The sequence below is a fragment of the Nonomuraea sp. NPDC023979 genome (genome assembly GCF_040639085.1).
In the GTDB taxonomy this organism is placed as follows: domain Bacteria; phylum Actinomycetota; class Actinomycetes; order Streptosporangiales; family Streptosporangiaceae; genus Nonomuraea; species Nonomuraea ceibae.
Genome location: NZ_JBEZZG010000056.1, coordinates 15,898 through 34,450 on the forward strand (window position 1 = coordinate 15,898; position 18,553 = coordinate 34,450).

The 18,553-nt window shown below is 72.8% G+C and carries 17 protein-coding genes and 1 tRNA gene; 7 read left to right on the forward strand and 11 right to left on the reverse strand.

Annotated features, from left to right (window positions below; all coding sequences use genetic code 11):
* Window position 1: 1 nt before the first annotated feature.
* Window positions 2-75: transfer RNA gene (locus AB0G11_RS47215), tRNA-Lys, on the reverse strand.
* 103 nt (window positions 76-178) lie between these two features.
* Between AB0G11_RS47215 and AB0G11_RS47220 the strand changes: the two genes are divergently transcribed.
* From AB0G11_RS47220 to AB0G11_RS47230, 3 genes are all read left to right on the forward strand, one after another.
* Entirely contained in the window at window positions 179-1,018 is an 840-nt protein-coding gene (locus AB0G11_RS47220) for a MoxR family ATPase (RefSeq protein WP_357593684.1), read from the forward strand.
* Complete coding sequence (locus AB0G11_RS47225) at window positions 1,015-2,382, forward strand: VWA domain-containing protein (RefSeq protein ID WP_357593686.1); 1,368 nt, start codon at window positions 1,015-1,017, stop codon at window positions 2,380-2,382. Before AB0G11_RS47220 ends, AB0G11_RS47225 begins: the two co-directional genes overlap by 4 nt.
* A 102-nt stretch (window positions 2,383-2,484) precedes the next feature.
* Window positions 2,485-3,504 carry a hypothetical protein gene (locus AB0G11_RS47230; protein ID WP_357593688.1) on the forward strand — a complete coding sequence of 340 codons (1,020 nt, stop codon included), beginning with the start codon at window positions 2,485-2,487 and terminating at the stop codon, window positions 3,502-3,504.
* Between the two features lie 30 nt (window positions 3,505-3,534).
* Here the strand turns inward: AB0G11_RS47230 and AB0G11_RS47235 are convergent, their stop codons facing one another.
* Window positions 3,535-3,909, reverse strand: coding sequence for a hypothetical protein (locus tag AB0G11_RS47235; protein WP_357593690.1), 375 nt, complete (start codon window positions 3,907-3,909; stop codon window positions 3,535-3,537).
* Window positions 3,910-3,990: 81 nt separating this feature from the next.
* Window positions 3,991-4,755 carry a nuclease-related domain-containing protein gene (locus AB0G11_RS47240; protein WP_219515073.1) on the reverse strand — a complete coding sequence of 255 codons (765 nt, stop codon included), beginning with the start codon at window positions 4,753-4,755 and terminating at the stop codon, window positions 3,991-3,993.
* A 170-nt stretch (window positions 4,756-4,925) separates the two neighbouring features.
* On the opposite strand from AB0G11_RS47240, the gene AB0G11_RS47245 reads away from it, so the two are divergent.
* Entirely contained in the window at window positions 4,926-5,516 is a 591-nt protein-coding gene (locus tag AB0G11_RS47245) for a TetR/AcrR family transcriptional regulator (RefSeq protein ID WP_219515151.1), read from the forward strand.
* Here AB0G11_RS47245 and AB0G11_RS47250 read toward each other — a convergent pair.
* From AB0G11_RS47250 to AB0G11_RS47260, 3 genes are read right to left on the reverse strand one after another with little or no spacing between them, the layout of a single operon-like run.
* The gene (locus tag AB0G11_RS47250) at window positions 5,475-6,536 is read right to left on the reverse strand and encodes an acyl-CoA dehydrogenase family protein (RefSeq protein ID WP_219515071.1); all 1,062 of its coding nucleotides are present in this window, start codon (window positions 6,534-6,536) and stop codon (window positions 5,475-5,477) included. The genes AB0G11_RS47245 and AB0G11_RS47250 overlap by 42 nt on opposite strands.
* Window positions 6,533-7,714, reverse strand: a complete 1,182-nt coding sequence (locus AB0G11_RS47255; RefSeq protein ID WP_357593692.1) for an acyl-CoA dehydrogenase family protein — start codon at window positions 7,712-7,714, stop codon at window positions 6,533-6,535. Before AB0G11_RS47255 ends, AB0G11_RS47250 begins: the two co-directional genes overlap by 4 nt.
* Window positions 7,714-8,916: an acyl-CoA dehydrogenase family protein gene (locus AB0G11_RS47260; protein WP_219515066.1), complete on the reverse strand. Its 1,203-nt coding sequence runs from the start codon at window positions 8,914-8,916 to the stop codon at window positions 7,714-7,716. Before AB0G11_RS47260 ends, AB0G11_RS47255 begins: the two co-directional genes overlap by 1 nt.
* Before the next feature lie 106 nt (window positions 8,917-9,022).
* On the opposite strand from AB0G11_RS47260, the gene AB0G11_RS47265 reads away from it, so the two are divergent.
* Both AB0G11_RS47265 and AB0G11_RS47270 read left to right on the forward strand, forming a co-directional pair.
* A complete protein-coding gene (locus tag AB0G11_RS47265) occupies window positions 9,023-9,601 on the forward strand; it encodes a GNAT family protein (protein WP_357593694.1) in 579 nt (192 codons plus the stop codon).
* A 24-nt stretch (window positions 9,602-9,625) separates the two neighbouring features.
* Window positions 9,626-11,995, forward strand: coding sequence for a hypothetical protein (locus tag AB0G11_RS47270; protein ID WP_357593696.1), 2,370 nt, complete (start codon window positions 9,626-9,628; stop codon window positions 11,993-11,995).
* Here AB0G11_RS47270 and AB0G11_RS47275 read toward each other — a convergent pair.
* A complete protein-coding gene (locus tag AB0G11_RS47275; RefSeq protein ID WP_357593697.1) occupies window positions 11,977-12,567 on the reverse strand; it encodes a TetR family transcriptional regulator C-terminal domain-containing protein in 591 nt (196 codons plus the stop codon). The two genes, AB0G11_RS47270 and AB0G11_RS47275, sit on opposite strands and share 19 nt — an antisense overlap.
* Before the next feature lie 76 nt (window positions 12,568-12,643).
* Between AB0G11_RS47275 and AB0G11_RS47280 the strand changes: the two genes are divergently transcribed.
* Window positions 12,644-13,801 (forward strand): FAD-dependent monooxygenase, encoded by a 1,158-nt coding sequence (locus AB0G11_RS47280; protein ID WP_219519686.1) that lies wholly within the window; start codon window positions 12,644-12,646, stop codon window positions 13,799-13,801.
* Here AB0G11_RS47280 and AB0G11_RS47285 read toward each other — a convergent pair.
* The 4 genes from AB0G11_RS47285 to AB0G11_RS47300 form a co-directional block, all read right to left on the reverse strand.
* Window positions 13,704-14,588 carry a DMT family transporter gene (locus AB0G11_RS47285; RefSeq protein ID WP_219519677.1) on the reverse strand — a complete coding sequence of 295 codons (885 nt, stop codon included), beginning with the start codon at window positions 14,586-14,588 and terminating at the stop codon, window positions 13,704-13,706. The genes AB0G11_RS47280 and AB0G11_RS47285 overlap by 98 nt on opposite strands.
* Before the next feature lie 100 nt (window positions 14,589-14,688).
* The gene (locus tag AB0G11_RS47290; RefSeq protein WP_219519674.1) at window positions 14,689-15,060 is read right to left on the reverse strand and encodes a VOC family protein; all 372 of its coding nucleotides are present in this window, start codon (window positions 15,058-15,060) and stop codon (window positions 14,689-14,691) included.
* Between the two features lie 36 nt (window positions 15,061-15,096).
* Complete coding sequence (secA2, locus tag AB0G11_RS47295; RefSeq protein WP_357593701.1) at window positions 15,097-17,286, reverse strand: accessory Sec system translocase SecA2; 2,190 nt, start codon at window positions 17,284-17,286, stop codon at window positions 15,097-15,099.
* Between the two features lie 140 nt (window positions 17,287-17,426).
* Window positions 17,427-18,308: an EamA family transporter gene (locus AB0G11_RS47300; protein ID WP_357593699.1), complete on the reverse strand. Its 882-nt coding sequence runs from the start codon at window positions 18,306-18,308 to the stop codon at window positions 17,427-17,429.
* Window positions 18,309-18,553 lie beyond the last annotated feature (245 nt).

The following is an 18,553-nucleotide window of genomic DNA, read 5'->3' on the forward strand; positions in this document are numbered from 1 at the left end:
GTGCGCCGCCAGGGACTCGAACCCCGGACCCGCTGATTAAGAGTCAGCTGCTCTGACCAACTGAGCTAGCGGCGCGCCGTGCACGAAGGAATATACCGGCACCAAGCACCCAGGTCGAATCGGCCGAGGCGGCGCCCGTACCGCTAGAATAAAGTTCGGCCTGCAGACAGGAGCATCGATGTTCGACTCGCCCGCCGACGTGACCGAGCGGCTCGCCGCCGTGGACTATCTCTCCGACGACGCCATCTCCACCTCGGTCTTCCTCGCTGCCGCGCTGGGCAAGCCGCTGCTGGTCGAGGGGCCGGCGGGGGTGGGCAAGACGCAGCTCGCCAAGGCCGTGGCGCTGACCACCGAAGCCGAGCTGATCCGGTTGCAGTGCTACGAGGGCCTGGACGAGGCACGGGCGCTGTACGAGTGGAACTACAAGAAGCAGCTCCTGCGCATCCAGGCGACGAGCGCCGACGACGACATCTTCGGCGAGGAGTTCCTGCTGGAGCGGCCGCTGCTCAAGGCGATCCGGTCCGCCGGGCCGGCGGTGCTGCTGATCGACGAGACGGACAAGGCGGACGTGGAGGTCGAGGGGCTGCTGCTGGAGCTGCTGTCCGACTTTCAGGTGACGATTCCGGAGCTGGGCACGATCGAGGCGGTGCGCCGCCCGTTCGTGGTGCTGACGTCGAACGCGACGCGCGAGCTGTCGGAGGCGCTCAAGCGGCGCTGCCTCTACCTGCACATCGAGTATCCGACCCCGGAACGCGAGCGTGACATCGTGCTGAGCCAGGTGCCGACGCTCCGCGCCGATCTGGCCGAGCAGCTGGCCAGGACGGTGGCGACGCTGCGGTCGCTGGAGCTGAAGAAGGCGCCGTCGGTGGCGGAGACCGTCGACTGGGCCAACACGCTGCTGGCGCTGGGCCGCGACGAGCTGGACGAGGCGACGGTCGCGGGCACCCTGGGCGTGGTGCTCAAGCACGCCTCCGACCACGCCCGCGCGGTCAAGGAGCTCGGGCTGGCGACGCCGTGACGCACGCGCCGCACAGCTCGCTCGTCGACAGGCACGTCGGCTTCGTGCACGCGCTGCGCGAGGCCGGGCTGCCCGTGTCGCTGGCGGAAGGGCTCGACGCGGCGCGGGCGCTGCGGGTGATCGAGCTGGCCGACCGCGAGTCGCTGCGCGCCGCCTACGCGGCGACGCTGGTGAAGAAGCCCGCGTACCGGCCGGGCTTCGACGTGCTGTTCGACCTGTGGTTCCCGAGGGCGACGACCGGACTGTACGGGCCGCGCCCGGATCTGGAGTCGGCGCCTCTGGAGGAGGTGCGCGGCTACCTGGCGGGGCTGCTCACGCAGAGCACGGACGCCGAGATGCGGGAGTTCGCCCGGGTCATGGTGGAGCGGTTCGGGCGGCAGGAGGCGGCGGAGGGCCGGCAGAACTGGTTCTCCTACAGCGTCATGCGGGCCCTGTCGCCCGACACGCTGATGGCCCGGATCCTGAACGAGGTCCTGGCCGGGCAGGAGCGCGGCGGGCTGGCCGAGAAGACGGCGCGCCAGCGGGTCGCGGCCAACACGCGGCGGCTGGAGGAGGCGGTGTCGGCCGACGTGCGCCGCCGCATCGCCGAGGACTCCGGCATCGACAAGATCGCGCGCTCGGCCGTGCGCCCGCCGCTCGACCACCTCGACTTCCTGCGCATCACCAAGGCCGACCTGGCCAGGCTGCGCCGCGAGGTGCACCCGCTGGCCCGGCGGCTGGCCGCGCGGCTGACGATCAAGCACAGGAAGGGCAGGCGCGGGCGGCTCGACTTCCGCAGGACCATGCGGGCGTCGTTGCAGAGCGGCGGCGTGCCGCTGACCACGCATTTCAAGCCGCCCCGGCCGCACAAGCCGGAGCTCGTCATCCTCTGCGACACCAGCGACTCGGTCTCGTCGTTCGCGCATTTCACGCTGTTGCTCACGTACGCGCTGAGGGAGCAGTTCACCAAGGTGCGGGCGTTCGGGTTCGTGGACACGGTGGACGAGATCACCCGGTTCTTCGTGCCCGGCGCCGACGTGGTGGAGGCCATGACGCGGCTGGCGAACGAGGCCGACATGGTGCGGTTCGGCCGGACCAACTACGGCCACGCGCTGGAGGGGTTCGCCGAGCGCTACGGTGACGCGATCGGGCCGAAGACGTCGCTGCTGATCCTCGGCGACGCCCGCTCCAACTACCAGCAGCCCGCGCTCGACACGCTGAAGTCGCTGACCCGGCGCGCCCGGCACGCGTACTGGCTGAACCCGGAGCCCCGGCAGCAGTGGGACACCGGAGACTCGGTGGCGACCGAGTACGGGACGGTCGTCCCCATGTACGAATGCCGAAATGTCGCCCAGTTGACCGCGTTCATCGAGAGCATCGCCTAGGGCGGTTTCTCGTGGATTGCCGTTCCTGCCGGGAAGGACGGCCTGCGGCCTCCCGCCGATCTACGGTGGCAACCAGCCATCCGATTCCGCGGGAGGAACGCCGTGACATCGAACCGACTCGGCTGCGTGGTCGCGGGGACCGTGCTGATACTCGCCTCGATCACGGCGATCCCGGCCGCCTCCGCCGCCGACTGTGCCTGGACGCGCGCCCCGCTGCCCGTGCCCGCCGGCACCCGGCAGGCCGAGGTCACCGCGACCGACCACCAGGGCGGCTTCTCCGGCCGCGCCGTGCTCGCCGACGGCGCCTGGCACGGGGTGTCCTGGCGCGGCGGGCAGTTCGTCGACCACGGCACCAAGGTCGACGGTGAGCCGATCGCGGGCCTGCCGGACGAGACCCGCTCGGGCGCCCTGCTGGTGTGGACCGCGATCGCCGCCCCGCCCTACTACGGGCCCAGCCACGCGGTCCTGCTCAGGAACGGCCAGGCGGACCGGCTCGCCCGGCCGGCCGACGGGTTCCTGTGGCCGTTCGCCGTCAACGAGAAGGGCGACGTCACCGGCCGGAACATGGTGTGGACCGGCAGCCGGTACGTGCACCGCCTGCTGCGCTGGCCCGCCGATCGGCCCGGGCAGGTGATCGAGACGGCCCTGCCCGACGGGTACGAGCCCGAGGACGCGGACGAGGACGGCACGGTGCTGCTGCGCACGCCGGACGGCCCGGCCCTGTGGCGGAACGGCGTGATCACGCCCCTGGCCAAGGTCGCGGGGGCGGCCGGCACGTTCGCCACCGGGATCTCCAACGGGCGGGTGATCGGCCGGATCAGCTACACCTCGCCCTACCGGACGTACGGCGTGCTGTGGGACACCGACGGCGTGCCGCGCGTGCTGCCGAAGAGCGCCGACACCCGGGCCGTCAACCGTGACGGCCTGATCACCGGCACCACGGACGAGGCCACCGGGGGCGGCGAGGGCCTCTGGCGGCTCGACCGCTTGGTCCACGCCCTGCCGAAGCCGCCCACGCACAGCATGTGGCTCACGGTGGCCTCGGACGACGGCGCGGTGGCCGGCAGCACCTACGACGTTAGCGACGGCACGGGCGAGCCGTTCGTCGTGCGCTGCGTCTGAGGCCGGAGTGCCTGGTGACTTGGCGCGCGGCTACGGGCAGCTGATCTTCCTGGTGAGGCCGGTCCTGCTGCTGGTGTTGCTGGAGTCGAACCAGATCCGCCATTCGTGCGTGCCGTCGCACGACACCCGCAGCGAGGCGCGCTTGCTGCTGCTGCTTGCCGAGTCCCACGAGTCGTCGACCATGTCCTGCCAGCCGTACCACCGCGACCGCTGCAGCTTCATGGTCATCCGGCCGCAGGAGGAGCCGGTCCACGTGACCACGCCCGCGATCACCTTGTAGCCGTCCTTGTACGGGGTGCCCGGCGAGAGGCTGCACGCGGCCTGCACTCCGGCGGCGGCGGGCTGGGCGCCGGTGAGGAGTCCGGCGGCGAGGGCGAGGGCGACGATTCCGCTGGATCTGCGCATGTTCTTTACCGCTCCATCCCTGGTTCTGGCCTGTCGCGACAGGACGCTAGCGGCCCGGGGTATATCGGCGGTATGTCGCCGTCAGGCGCGCTGGAGCTCGCGGGCCGCGGTGCGGGTGAGGAGCTCGATCTGGGCGGGGTCGAGGTGCCCGTTCGCCGTCGACCGGATGCGCCTGGCGACCAGGCGCGGCTTGAGCAGCGTGATGCCCTCGGCCTCCAGCAGCCCGCGGCGCGGCAGCATGCCGCAGTGCACGGCCAGCAACGGGGTGATCGTGACCTCGATGCCGGTCTCGCGGGTGAGCAGGTCGGCGAACGCCTGGGCGGCGTCGGCCAGCGGCTTGGCGACCTTGGTGCCGTACTTCTCGCCGAAGAACAGCCGGCCACCGTAGGTGGCGATCTCGGTGTCGGGGCTCCAGGACTCGTTGTCGACGATCCAGACGCCGCCCGGCCCGATCACGAGGTGGTCGATGGACGCCTGGTCCTTGATCGCCCGGCCGTCGAGCACCTGGTAGCCGCGCCTGCCGAGCGAGCGGCGCAGCAGGCGGCCGGTGATGGCCTCGCCGTGCCTGCGCCCGCGCCAGACGGCCGTGGCCTGGAAGCGGCGCCAGTCGAGCCACCAGTCGCCGGCGGCGACGAGCCCGGCCACGACGAGCGCGTAGAAGGCCGTGTAGGTGACGTCGAAGCGGACGCCGAGCGCGAAACCGGCGGCGAACCCGGCCGCCGCCTTGAGGATGCGCGCCCTGCGCCTGCTCTGGGCCTCCTCACGCCAGAACTTCTCGTACCACCACTGGGGGGACGACCCCGTGTACTTCTCGTCCTGCTGCACGTAGATAGAGCCACCGGGCACGGCAAACTCCCCGAATGAGTGTGTCGTCAACAGGATCTGCCACGCCGAAGATCCCTCGCCGGTTAAAGAGATACCCCATCCGAAACCAAGGTGAGCCTAAGGTGACGGAATTGGTACCCCTAGGAGAAGCATCACGGCTCAACCGACCAGTCGGTATGCTGTGATCCGTGATGAAAGAGGAACCGGTACGCCAGAGGCTGCTCGCCGAGGCCACCCGGCTGTTCGCCGAACAGGGCTTCGAGAGCACCTCCGTCCAGGAGATCGTGATGGCCGCCGGCGTCACCAAAGGCGCCATGTATCACTACTTCGACTCCAAGGACGACCTGCTGCACGAGATCTACGGCAGGGTCCTGCGCATGCAGATGGACCGGCTGACGCAGATCGCCGACAGTCCCGGCACGGTCGTCGAGCGGCTGCACCGCGCCGCCGCCGACGTGATCGAGACCACCACCGACAACCTCGACGACTCCAAGATCTTCTTCCGCTCGATGCACCTGCTCGCTCCCGAGACCCGCAAGAGTGTACGGGCCGAGCGCCGGCGCTATCACGAGCGCTTCCGCGACCTGGTGCTGGAGGGCCAGCGCGACGGCGTGTTCAGCGACCGGGTGCCGGCCGACCTGGTCGTCGACTACTTCTTCGGCTCGGTGCACCACCTGGGCACCTGGTTCCACACGGACGGGCCGCTGACCGGCGCCCAGGTGGGCAAGCACTTCGCCGACCTACTGCTGGCCTCCCTCGGGGCCGGGCACCTCGGCGAGTGAGGCGAGCGCCTCGCGATGGTCGCCGGGGGTGCCAAGAGCGATCTCGGTGGCCTTGGCGCGCTTGAGATAGAGATGCACCGGGTGCTCCCAGGTCATCCCGATCCCGCCGTGGAGCTGCACCGCCTCCTCGGCCACGTGCACCGCCACGCCGGCGTTCCACGCCTGGGCCACGGCCGCCGACAGGGGCGAGTCGTCGGCCACCGCGCCCCGCGCCGCCGCCCTGGCCCTGACCACGTCGAGCCACAGGTCGGCCAGCCGGTGCTTGATCGCCTGGAACGACCCGACCGGCCGGGCGAACTGGTGCCGCTCCTTGACGTAGGCGAGCGTCGTGTCGAGGCACCACTGGGCGACCCCGTACTGCTCGGAGGCCAGCAGCCCGGCCCCGTACCGCAGCACGCCCGCCACGTCCACCTCGCCGAGCCGGGTGGCCTCGGCGCCGTCCAGCGTGACGGTGGCGACCGGCCGGGTCAGGTCCAGCGACGGCACGGCGGCGACCTGGGCGCCCTCGACGCGGTAGAGGACGCCCTCGACCGGCACCAGCAGCACGTCCGCGACGTCGGCCCCGGCCACGCCGGTGACCGTGCCCGACAGCCGCCCGTCCGCGAGCCGTACGGAGGAGCCGCGCGACGGGTGGTAGGGCGAGGCCGCGAACGACACCGCGAGCGCGGCGGTCGAGCGGCCGTCGGCGAGCCGTTCGAGCAGGCCGGCGGCCCCGGCCTGGACGAGCGCCCGGGTGGCGAGCACCGCGCTGGTGAAGAACGGCACCGGCGCGACGCCCCGGCCCAGCTCCTCCAGCACGACCGCGACCTCGCTGGCCGTCGCCCCGGCCCCGCCGTGCTCCTCGGGAATGAGCAGCCCGGCCACCCCGATCTCCCCGGCCAGCGTCTTCCACAGGTCCAGGTCGTACGGGTCCGACTCGGCACGCTTGAGCACGGTGGCGGGCGGGCAGCGGTCGGCCAGCAGGTCGCGCACGGCGGCGCGCAGCTCCTCCTCGACCTCCGAATACAGCAGGCTCGTCATCGCGGCAGGTCCTTCCAGGGCACGTCCTTGTCGACGCGGGGCTCTGAGGGCAGGCCGAGCACCCGCTCGGCGATGATGTTGCGCAGGATCTCGGAGGTGCCGCCCTCGATCGAGTTGCCCTTGGCGCGCAGGTAGCGGTATCCGGGGCCGCGGCCGTAGAAGTCGACGGTCTCGGAGCGGCGGAAGGTCCAGTCGTCGTAGCCGAGGTCGCGCCGCAGCTCGACGTCCAGGCCGGACAGCGCCTGGTTGAGCCGGGCGAACGACAGCTTCATGCCCGAGCCCTCGGGGCCCGGCTGCCCGGCGGCGAGCTGCTCGCGCAGCCGCGCCCCCGACAGGCGGGTCACCTCGGCCTCGACCCAGAGCGAGAGCAGCCGCTGGTGCAGGTCGTGGGTGCGCAGCTCGGGGTGCTCGCGCCAGTGCTCCAGCACCGCGCCGACCATGCCGCCGCCGCGCCGCACCGGCGCGCCGCCGATGGCGACGCGCTCGTTCATCAGCGTGGTCTGGGCGACCCGCCAGCCGTCGCCGACCGCGCCGAGCCGCAGGTCGTCAGGGAGCCGCACGCCGGTGAGGAACACCTCGTTGAACTCGGCCTCGCCGGTGATCTGCCGCAGCGGGCGCACGTCCACGCCGGGCGCGTGCATGTCGCAGATGAAGTACGTCATGCCGCGGTGCTTGGGCACGTCCGGGTCGGTACGGGTGACAAGGATCGCCCAGCGGGCGTGGTGGGCCCCGGACGTCCACACCTTCTGGCCGTCGACGACCCACTCGTCGCCGTCGCGGACCGCGCGGGTGCCGAGCGTGGCCAGGTCGGACCCGGCGCCGGGCTCGCTGAAGAGCTGGCACCAGATCTCCTCGCCCGTCCACAGCGGGCGCAGGAAGCGGCGCTTCTGCTCCTCGGTGCCGAACGCCAGGATCGTGGGCGCGGCCATGCCGAGCCCGATGCCCTGCACGCCGCCGTCGAGCTGCGGCGTGTGGGCCAGCTCCCGCTCGACCACCTGCTGCAGCTCGCGCGAGACGCCCAGCCCGCCGAGCCCCTCGGGGAACCACACCCAGGCCAGGCCCGCGTCGAACCTGGCCCGCAGGAACTCCAGCCGGTCGCCGTCCGGATCGTTCTCGCTCAGGAACGCGGCGACGCGCTCCTTGAGCCGTGCTTCGTCCACTCCAGCTCCTGTCGTCATCACATGTGCTTCTTCAGCTCGCGGTAGGCCAGGGACCGCTTGTGCACCTCGTCCGGCCCGTCGGCCAGGCGCAGCGAGCGGGCCGCCGCCCAGAGCCCGGCCAGCGGGAAGTCCTGGGAGACGCCGCCGGCGCCGTGCACCTGGATGGCCTTGTCGAGGATCCACTCCACGGTGATGGGGGTGGAGATCTTGATGGCCTGGATCTCGGTGTGGGCGCCCTGGTTGCCGACGGTGTCCATCAGCCAGGCGGTCTTGAGCACGAGCAGCCGCAACTGCTCGATCCTGATGCGGGACTCGGCGATCCAGTCCTGGACCACGCCCTGCTGGGCGACCGGCTTGCCGAACGCGGTGCGGGCCAGCGCCCGCTCGCACATCAGCTCGACAGCGCGCTCGGCCATGCCGATCAGGCGCATGCAGTGGTGGATGCGGCCGGGGCCGAGGCGGGCCTGGGCGATGGCGAAGCCGCCGCCCTCCTCGCCGATCAGGTTGTCGGCCGGGACGCGGACGTCCTCGAACAGGATCTCGGCGTGGCCGCCGTGGTCGGCGTCGCTGTAGCCGAAGACGTGCATGCCGCGCTTGATCGTCATGCCGGGGGTGTCGCGCGGCACCAGGATCATGCTCTGCTGGCGGTGCTTGGGCGCGTCCGGGTTCGTCTTGCCCATGACGATGAAGATCTTGCAGTCGGGGTTCATCGCGCCGGAGATGAACCACTTGCGGCCGTTGATGACGTACTCGTCGCCGTCGCGGACGATCGAGGTGGCGATGTTCGTGGCGTCGGAGGAGGCCACGTCGGGCTCGGTCATCGCGAACGCCGAGCGGATCTCGCCGTCGAGCAGCGGCGTCAGCCACTCCTTGCGCTGCCATTCGCTGCCGAACATGGACAGCACTTCCATGTTGCCCGTGTCGGGCGCGGCGCAGTTGGTGGCGACCGGCGCCAGGCTCGGGCTGCGGCCCATGATCTCCGCCAGTGGCGCGTACTGGAGGTTCGTCAGCCCGGCGCCGTGCTCGCCGGGCAGGAACAGGTTCCACAGGCCGCGCTGCCTGGCCTCGTCCTTCAGGTCGTTGACGAGCGGCGGGGCGCTCCAGCCGCTGGTGCGGGCCTGCTCCTCGAAGGCGGACTCGGCGGGATAGACGCATTCGTCCATGAACAGCAGCAGGCGCCGCCGCAGGTCCTCGGTGACGGTGTCGAAGGCGAAGTCCATGCCGCGAGCCTACCGACCGGCCGGTATGAGTGTCGACAGGTGGTTCCCCGCAAAATCGGTCAGGTGGCCATCAGCGCGCCCGCGAGCCCTGCCTAAGCTGACCGCCATGACCGCGACCTTGCCGGCGCCCGTGGTGCTGGAGAACGACGACGTCCGCCTTGAGCCGCTCACCCTGGCGCACGTGCCCGACCTGTTCGCCGCCGGCGGCGGGGACGACGAGCTGTGGCGGTGGCTGCCCGTGGCGACGCCGCGCACCGAGGAGGAGCTGGCGGCGGTCGCCCACGCGCTGATCGAGGACGACAAGCACGTCCCGCACGCGGTGATCGTGAAGGCGACCGGCAGGGCCGTGGGCTGGACCGCCTACTGCGACGTGCCCGGCTTCGACGAGAGCATCGAGATCGGCTGGACCTGGTACGGCCGGGCCTACTGGCGCTCGGCCGTCAACACCGCGTGCAAGCTGCTGCTGATCGACCACGCCTTCGACAAGCTGGGCCACAACCGGGTGCTGCTCAAGACCGACTGCCTGAACGAGCGGTCCCAGAACGCCATCAGGCGCATCGGCGGCGTCCACGAGGGCACGCTGCGCCGCCACCGCCGCCGCTCCGACGGCACCTGGCGCGACACCGTTTGTTTCGGCATCCTCGTAGAGGAATGGCCGGACCACAGGGCCCGCCTGAACCGCTGACCGGAAGGCGGCATCCAACCTCGCATGGGTGATCGGCTGGGAGGCTACTGGTTGGGCGACCGGCTCGGAGGCGGTGTCCGCGAGGCCTACGACGAGTCGGGGGTCCGCCATGCCCTGCGGGTCCTGCCGCCTGCCGCCGATCCGGAGGCGCTGGCCGCCTGGGTGACGGCGGTCGGCCGGGTCAGCTCGTTACGGGTCGCCCGGCTGGTGGACCACCGGCTCGACGCCGACCCGCCGTACCTCGTCGGGGAGTACGTCGAGGGGGTGAGCGTGCGGGCCGCCGTCGAGCGGCACGGGCCGTACGAGCCGGGCGACCTCTACCGGCTGGCCGCCACCACCGCCACCGCCCTGGCCGCCGTCCACGAGGCGGGCGCCGCGCACGGCGGGCTCGGCCCCGGCACCGTCCTGCTCACGGCCGACGGGCCCCGCCTCACCGCCCCGCGCCCCGGCGGCACCCCGGCCGCCGACGTCCACGCCTGGGGCCGCCTGCTCCGCTTCGCCGCCCACGGCGCCGACGAGCCGGGCAGACCGGTGCGGGGCAGGCCCTCGCCGATGGACCGCCGATTACGCGACCTGGTCGCCGCGGCGCTGCACGACGATCCCGCGCACCGCCCCGGCGCCCGTCAGCTCCTCATGTCGCTGCTCGACGCCCCGCAGTCCCAGCAGGGCCGCCTCTCACCTCCCGAGCCCGTCGACGACCCGCCGCTCGGCGCCCGGGCCGAGGACGTCTACCAGCGGCTCGCCGTTCCCGACCAGGCCCTGGCCCCCGAGGTGTTCCTGCGGCTCGCGCCCGGCACCGTACGCGCCGACCTGGTCACCGGCCGCACCCCGGAGCAGGCGGCCGCCATCGACCGGGTGCTCACCGCGTACACCGAGGCGGGGCTGCTGGAGCGGGCGGACGGGCGGGTGACGGTCGCGTGCGGGGCGCTGCCGTCGGCCTGGCCGAGGCTGCGCGCCTGGGTGGAGGCCGAGCGGTCCGGGCTGGCGGTGCAGCGGGAGCTGGCCGGGGCGGCGCGCCGGTGGGAGGAGGGCGGGCGGCGCGGCGCCGACCTGTTCCGCGACGCGGCGCTGGACCGGGCGCTGGCCTGGGCGGCGGGCGACCGGCGGCACGTGACGCTGAACGCGGGCGAGCAGGCGTTCCTGGACGCCGGGCGGGCGGCGGCGCGCAGGCGGGGCCGGCTGCGGCGCGGCGGGCTGGCCGGGGCCGCGGCGCTCGTGCTGGCCGCGGTGCTCGCCTGGCAGGGCGGCGCCGCCGAGGGGCGGCTGGAGCAGGCGATGGCCAAGGTGGCGGCGTCCCGGGCGGAGGCGGCGCGCGGGGCCGACCCGGTGACGGCGCGCAAGCTGGCGCTGGCCGCGTGGCGCCTGGCGCCGGTGGCCGAGGCCGGGCGGGCGCTGGTGGGGGCGGCGGCGGACCCGGCGGTGGACGGGTTCGCCGACCCGTACGCCACGGACCGGTCGCTGCACGCGCTGTCGGGCGACGGGAGCAGGCTGGCGTCGCTGGCGGGCGGGACGCTGCGGGTGTGGGACGTGACCGGGCGGCGGCTGGTGGCGTCGGCGGCGGGGCCGGAGCGGAACGTGCGGGCGATGGCCTGGGCGCCGGACGGGCGGACGCTGGCGCTGGTCGGCGTGGACCGCTCGTACCTGTGGAACACCGGCTCCGGCCTGGGCGTGGGGCGGCCGTTCGGGCGCGGGCTGGGCGCGCCGGGCGAGCAGGCGGCGTGGTTCAGCCCGGGCGGCGGGCTGCTGTTCGCGGCGGCGCGGCAGTCGGGCGAGCGGTGGGCCTGGGACCTGCGCGAACGGCGGGCCACGCTGGTGGGCGAGTACGCGGTGGCGGGACCCCGGGACCGGGTGGCGCTGGTGTTCGCGGGCAACCGCTCGCACCTGCGCTACCTGGCGACGGGGGCGACGACCGCGCGGCCGTGGCTGGACCGGATGCCGTGGGAGTACACGGCGTTCGCGCCGGACGGGACGCGGGTGGCGATCGCGGAGGAGGGCGGCGTGCAGGTCTACGGGCTCGACGGGGTGCCGACGCTGCCGTTCCGGCTCCAGCCGTCGCCCGGGCATCCGGTCTTCAGCGCCGACGGGCGGGTCCTGGCCGCGACGGGCGGCGACCGGGTGAGCGCGTGGCGGCTGGCCGACGGCAGGCTGCTGGCCGACCGGCGGGTGCCGTCGCCGGGGACCGACCGCCCGGCGCAGGCCGCTCTCAGCGCGGACGGGCGCCGCCTGCGCGTGCTGGCCGGGCGCGGCACCGTGCTCACGATCGACCTGGCCCGCTCCCCCGCCCCCGGCGACCCGGAGCGGGCCGCCGCGACGGTCTGCGCCCGGTACGGCGCCCTGTCCCGCGCGGAGTGGACCCGCCACCTGCCCGAGGTCCCTTACGTGGACGCCTGCTGACCACGGGGCCCCGGTCCGCCGCCGAGCATGCCGGCCAGCAGCTCGCCCACGGCCTCGCGGAGCTCGTCCAGCGACGGTTCGGTCCCGGCCCCGGCGATCGCGTCGAACATGATGCCCTCGCCGAACGCGACGAGGCGGTGGCCGTGCCGTACCGGATCGGCGGACCCGGCGGCGGCGAGCAGGGCGACGGCGGGGTCGCGGAAGCGGCGGCCGGCCCGGTCGTAGATGCGGCGCAGCTCGGGCCGCCGGGTCGCCTCCAGCGCGAGCTCGTAGCGGGCCAGCGTGCGGCGGCGGTCGCGGAGCTGGACGTGGAGCACCCGGGCCAGGAGGTCGGGCAGCTCGGCGGCGGTCGGCGGCCGGCCGGCCAGGCCGTCGGCGAACACCTCCGTCTCCAGCTCGGTCAGCCGCGACAGCGTCAGCTCCAGCAGCGCGGCGCGGGTGCGGGCCAGGTTGGACGTCGAGCCGGGCGGCAGCCCGGCCGCCTCGTCGACGGCGCGGTGGGTGAGGCCGCGCATGCCCCGCTCGGCCAGCAGGGTGATCGCCGCCTCCGCCACGGCCTCTGAACGCTTCACGAACCGGATACTACAGTTGTAGTTGAGACTACAGCCGTAGTAGCGTGAAACTACAGACGTAGTTGAGGAGTGGGGAATGAAGGCTGTAGTGATCGGCGGCGGCATCGGCGGCCTGGCCGCCGGCATCGCGCTGCACCGCGCGGGCTGGCACGTGGACGTGCTGGAGAAGGCGGCCAAGCTGGAGCCCGTCGGCTCCGGCCTGGCCGTGGCGTCCAACGGGCTGCGCGCGCTCGACGTGCTCGGCCTGGGCGACCGGGTGCGCGAGCTGTCGAGGATGGAAGGCCAGGTGGGCATCCGCCGCCACGACGGCGCCTGGCTCACCCACACCACCGAGGACCGGGCGCGCGAGCTCTACGGCGACTCGATCGTCGTGCTGCTGCGGGCCAGGCTGGTCGAGCTGCTGACCGAGACGCTGGGGCCGGAGCGGCTGCGGCTCGGCACGGCGGTCACGGGCGTCGACGCCGCCACCGGGACCGTGCGCACCGACGCGGGCGAGCTGACCGCCGACCTGGTCGTGGCCGCCGACGGCATCCACTCGCGGGTGCGGGCCGCGCTCTTCCCCCGGCACCCGGAGCCGGTCTACGCGGGCGTGACCACGTGGCGGGGCCTGGCGCCCCGGCCGGACGGGCCGATCCGCAGCTCGGAGAGCTGGGGGCGGGGCACCGTGTTCGGCATCCACGCGCTGGACGACGAGCTGGTCTACTTCTACGCCACCGACCTGTCACCGGCCGGGGCCGCGGGCGGCGACGAGCGGGCGGAGCTGGTGCGCAGGTTCGGGACGTGGCACGCGCCGATCCCCGCCCTGCTGGAAGGCGCCCGGCCGGACCACATCCTGCGCAACGACCTCTACTACCTGCGCGAGCCGCTGCCCGCCATGCACGCGGGCCGGGTGGCGCTGCTCGGCGACGCCGCCCATCCGATGACGCCCAACCTGGGGCAGGGCGCCTGCCAGGCGCTGGAGGACGCGGTCGTGCTCGGCCACCTCGCGGGCGGCGACCTGGCCGCCTACACCGAGGCGCGGCTGCGGCGCACGGCCGACGTCGTGCGCAAGTCGATGGCGATCTGCCGGATCACCAAGGTGCGCAACCCCGTCGCCGTGGCGGTGCGCGACCGGGCGATGTCGCTGGCGAGCCGGTTCAGGCCCGATCTGATGCTGCGCTCAATGGACGAGATTCTGGGATGGCGGCCGCCTGTTTCGACGGGGAGTGATCGGGCGTCAGCCGGCCCAGCGTGATCGTGCCGGCGATGGTCAGCGCCGCCGCCAGCACCGCGGGCACGGCGGTGGCGGGGCTGGTCGGCAGCGGCTCGCCGAGCAGCAGCGCGCCGGCCAGCACCGAGGTGATCGGGTCGACGACCTGCACGCCCGCGTAGGCGATGCCGAAGTAGCCGACCGCGTACGAGCGCTGCAGCAGCACCGTGGCGCAGATCAGCAGCACCGGGATGGCCAGCGTGAACCAGTGGACCAGCCGCCCCAGGTCGCCCTCCATGCCGCCGCCGACCACCCGGACGAACGTGGACACGCTCGCCGTCGCCACGCCCGCGCTGACCGCCAGCAGCAGCGCCTTGTTCGCCCCCTTGGCGCGGATCGCGGCCACCTGCGTGACCAGCACGAGCAGCGCGATCACGCCGATGAACCCGAGCGCCGCCCCGTCACCCAGCCGGGGCGTGACGTGGTGCGACGGCACCAGCATCATCAGCCAGATCAGGCCCACGGCCACCGCGATCGAGCCGAAGATCTCTGCCTTGTACGGTTTGCGGCCGTACATGTACGCGGCCAGCGGCACCGCGAACACCAGTGTGGCCACGCTGATCGGCTGCACCGCCACCAGCGGCGCGAAGCTCAGCGCCACCGCGTGCAGGCACGCGCCGGTCAGGCTGATGATGCCGCCGATCCACCAGCGGGGCCGCCGGGTCAGCCTGAGCGAGGCGCCCTCCGCCACTGCCTCGAACTGTTGCAGCGCCGCGCCGACCGCGTAGCCCAGCGCCCCGGCGAGTGCGATGAGGAGGCCGACCCAGGTCATGGGCGCCCACGCAGGGGCAGAGATCCGTGCAAGAGCATTGCCTCAGCTTAGATGCGCAGCAATGCGCTCGAATCATCCTTTAGGCCAATCTTGGCCTACATCACTTCTCCGGGCAGACGCAGAACAGGTGGCCGTCAGGATCCCGCAGCACGATCCAGCCCACCCCCTCGTCCGTCACGCCCGGCTGGAACTCGGGCTTGGTCGCGCCGATCGCAACGTACTCCTCGACCGCCTTCTCCACATCCGGGACGCGGAAGTCGAGATGGAACTGCTTGTCGGCGCTCGGCCACTCCACGGGCTTGCGATCGGGCACCCGGCCGAAGTAGAGCGACGTGGTGCCGTCGCTCACGGCCGCGTACTCGTCCTCCGCGTACGTGATGGGCAGGCCGGTCACCTGGTGGTAGAACTCGGCCGTCTTCCTGGGGTCGTCGCAGTCGATGGTGACCGCGATGAGATTCGCCTTCGTCGTCATGACCGTCAGCCTGTCAGCCGTACCTGCCATCCTCTGTCAGGTACGCGAACCGCCTTTGACCCGCTTGAGAATCCGGTCCCACTCGGTGCCGAATGGGTTGTCCTGCACCAGATAGGTCCAGGTCGCCTGCGGGCGCTTGAGATCGGGCTCGGGCGCCTCGAACGACTCCAGCGACCGGCGCTCCACCTCGGCCAGCAGCCGCTTGTACTCCGCCACCGCCTCCCGCTGATACTCGTCGACGGGGCTCATCCGGCCCAGCGCCCGCAGGTGGATGCCCTCGCGCAGGTCGGTGAGGAACGCCAGGTGCTCGGTCCAGCAGCGGTCGATCGCGTGCAGCACGATCTGCCTGGCCGTCTCCTCCCGGGTGTCCTCGGGCATCGACTCCCAGCGCTCCGGGTCGGCCTCCTTGAGCGCCTTGGCCGCCGCGTCGCCGTGCAGCACCTTGTCGCGCCACTCCAGGATGAGCTCGCGCTGCTGCTCCAGCAGCCGGGTGTAGCGCCAGGTGTTGCGGTGGATCTGCAGGTTGACGCCCTCCGCCACCCGCTGCGCGTGCCCCACCAGGTAGGCGCCGCGCCGGTGCCTGACGATGCCGTCGGCGTCGGCCGCCGGCGGCCGCTCGTCCGGCGTGTACTGCGTGATCAGGTCGTCGCCCATGCTGACGAAGAACACCGAGCCGCCCGGGTCGCCCTGGCGGCCCGCCCGGCCGCGCAACTGGTCGTCCAGGCGGCTGCTGGAGTGGCGGCCGGAGCCGATCACGTACAGGCCGCCGAGCTCCGCAACGCCGTCGCCGAGCCGGATGTCGGTGCCCCGGCCCGCCATCTGCGTCGAGACGGTGATCGCGCCGCGCTCGCCCGCCCTGGCGATGATCGCGGCCTCCTCGGCGTCGTTCTTGGCGTTGAGCACCACCGGCTCCAGGCTGCGGCGCTGGAGCAGCATGGCCAGGTTCTCCGACTCGGCCACGTCGAGCGTGCCGATGAGGATCGGCCTGCCGGTCTCGTGCACCGCCTGGATCTCCTCGACCAGCGCCGCGTCCTTGTCGGGCACCGTCGGGTAGATGCGGTCGGGCTCGTCCTTCCTGACGCACGGCCGGTTGGACGGGATCACCGCGACCTTCAGCCCGTAGAACTCGCCGAGCTGCTCGCTCACCGCCACCGCGGTGCCCGTCATGCCGCACACCCTCGGGTAGCGCCTGATCAGGCCCTGCACGGTGATCGAGTCGAGGATCTCGCCCTTCTCGCTCGGCGGCAGCGCCTCCTTGGCCTCCACCGCCGCCTGCAGGCCGGCGGGCCAGCGCTGCAGCACCGCCACCCGGCCGCGCGAGGGGTTGATGAGCTGCACCTTGCCGTCACGCACGATGTAGTCGACGTCGCGGGTCAGCAGCGCGTGGGCGTGCAGGGCCAGGTTGACCTCGATCAGCGTGCCCGGCTCGTGCTCGTCGTAGAGCTCGACGCCCAGCAGGTTCTCCACCGTCTCGGCGCCCTTCGGCGTCAGGTAGACGTTGCGCGCCTGCTCGTCGATCTCGTAGTGGTAGCCCCGGATGAGCTGCCTGACCAGGACCGCCAGCTCCGGCACCGCGTTGCCCGCGTCGGCCGCCCCCGCCATCACCAGCGGCACCCTCGCCTCGTCGACGAGCACCGAGTCGGCCTCGTCGATCAGCGCCACCTCCGGCTCCGGCACGATGATCTCGTCCGCCGACGTGCGCATCCGGTCACGCAGCACGTCGAAGCCGATCTCGCTCACCGGCCCGTACGTGACGTCCTTCGCGTAGGCGTCGCGCCGCTCCTCCGGGGTGGAGTTCTGGTCGATCCAGCCGACGGTGACGCCCAGGGCCGCGTAGATGGGGGCCATCCACTCGGCGTCGCGGCGGGCCAGGTAGTCGTTGACCGACATCACGTGCACGCGCCTGCCCTGCAGCGCGTAGCCGGCCGCCGCCATCGCCCCGGACAGCGTCTTGCCCTCGCCGGTGGCCATCTCGGCCACCTTGCCGTCGAGGAGCGCGAGTGTCCCGAGCAACTGCACGTCGTACGGCCTGAGCCCGAGCGTGCGGTCGGCGGCCTCACGGGCGACGGCACAAAACTCGGCCAGGTCGCTCATGTCGGGCCTGGGCAGCTCATCCAGTTTGCCGATCCGGTCGGCGCGGGCGTGAGCCGCCTTCACGACCTTCTGGTACGGCGTCAGGGGGGTGCCTCCCGGACGGTCCAGCAGGTTCCTGACAAATCCTGTAATCGAGGCCACAGTTCCTCCAACGCACGCTCCGCCGCCACCGTTCCCCCGTACCGGCCCGTACCGGCGGCCTGGGAGCGGAGCGACGACACGACAGGCGTCGCCGTACGGACCCTAACCCATACGGCGACCCTGCCTCACGCTCACTCCTCCCGTGCCCGCGCCACCGCCGCCACCAGCAGCAGTACGCACCCCGCCCAGGCCGACGGCGACAGCCGCTCCCCGAACACCAGCACGCCCAGCACGGCCGCCCCCGCCGCTTCCCCCAGCGACACGATCGACACCGTCGTCGCCCGCAGCGCCGTCAACGCGCGGAAGAACAGCAGGTACGCCAGCGCCGTCGGCACCGCCCCCAGATAGGCGAGCAGCGCCACGCTCTGCCACCCGCCCACCGGGACCACCCCGCCGGCCAGCGCGAACGGCGCCAGGCACACCGCCCCCACGACGAACCCGCCCACGGCCATCCCCTGGGAGTCGTCCCGGTGCCGCCGCGAGTACAACGTCACCCCGGCATACCCGGCGGCCGACAGCAACCCGAGCCCCACCCCGGCCGGCGTCCCCTCCCCGGACGGCGTGGCGAGCGTCCCGGTGGGGGTGGCCGGCTCGGGGTGGGGGGTCGTGGTGAGGAGGACGAGGCCCGTCAGGGCGGTGAGGAGGGCGGCGAGGCCGGCGCGGCCGAGGCGTTCGCCGAGCAGGAGCCGGCCGCCGAGGGCGGTGAAGACCGGCGTGGCGCCCATCGTGACGACCGTGGCGATCGCGACGCCCGAGTGCGCGATGGCGCCGAAGTAGGCGGTCTGGTAGACGGCCATGCCGGCGCCGACGACGGCGACGCGGCCGTCGAGGCGGAGGCCGCGGGCGAGCGGCAGCAGGAAGATCGCCCCGAGGAGGTAGCGCCAGAAGGACACGTCCAGGGCGTCGAGCCCGCCGCCGGCGAACAGGAGGGCTCCGGCGGCGCCGCCGGTGCCCCAGGCCGCGGCGGCGGTGGCGACGTACAGCGTGGCACGCCGGGTGGTGAGCTGGGTCATGACAGATGTGCTCCGATGAGGAGTGGTGGATTGGGCCCGGATGCGGGCAGCAACCACCACCGGATCTGTCAGACCCGGAGATTCAGGGAAGGCCGCCCGCTAGCGGGCGGGCGGAGGCGAACAGATGAGGCGTCGCGGCATGCCACCACCCTAGATCGCTGATGTGAAATTTGGGTTAGTGATCGTAGGCGATCAGGGATCGTTTCACGGGTGCGCCGATGTTCCAGTTGTGCCAGATGACAGCG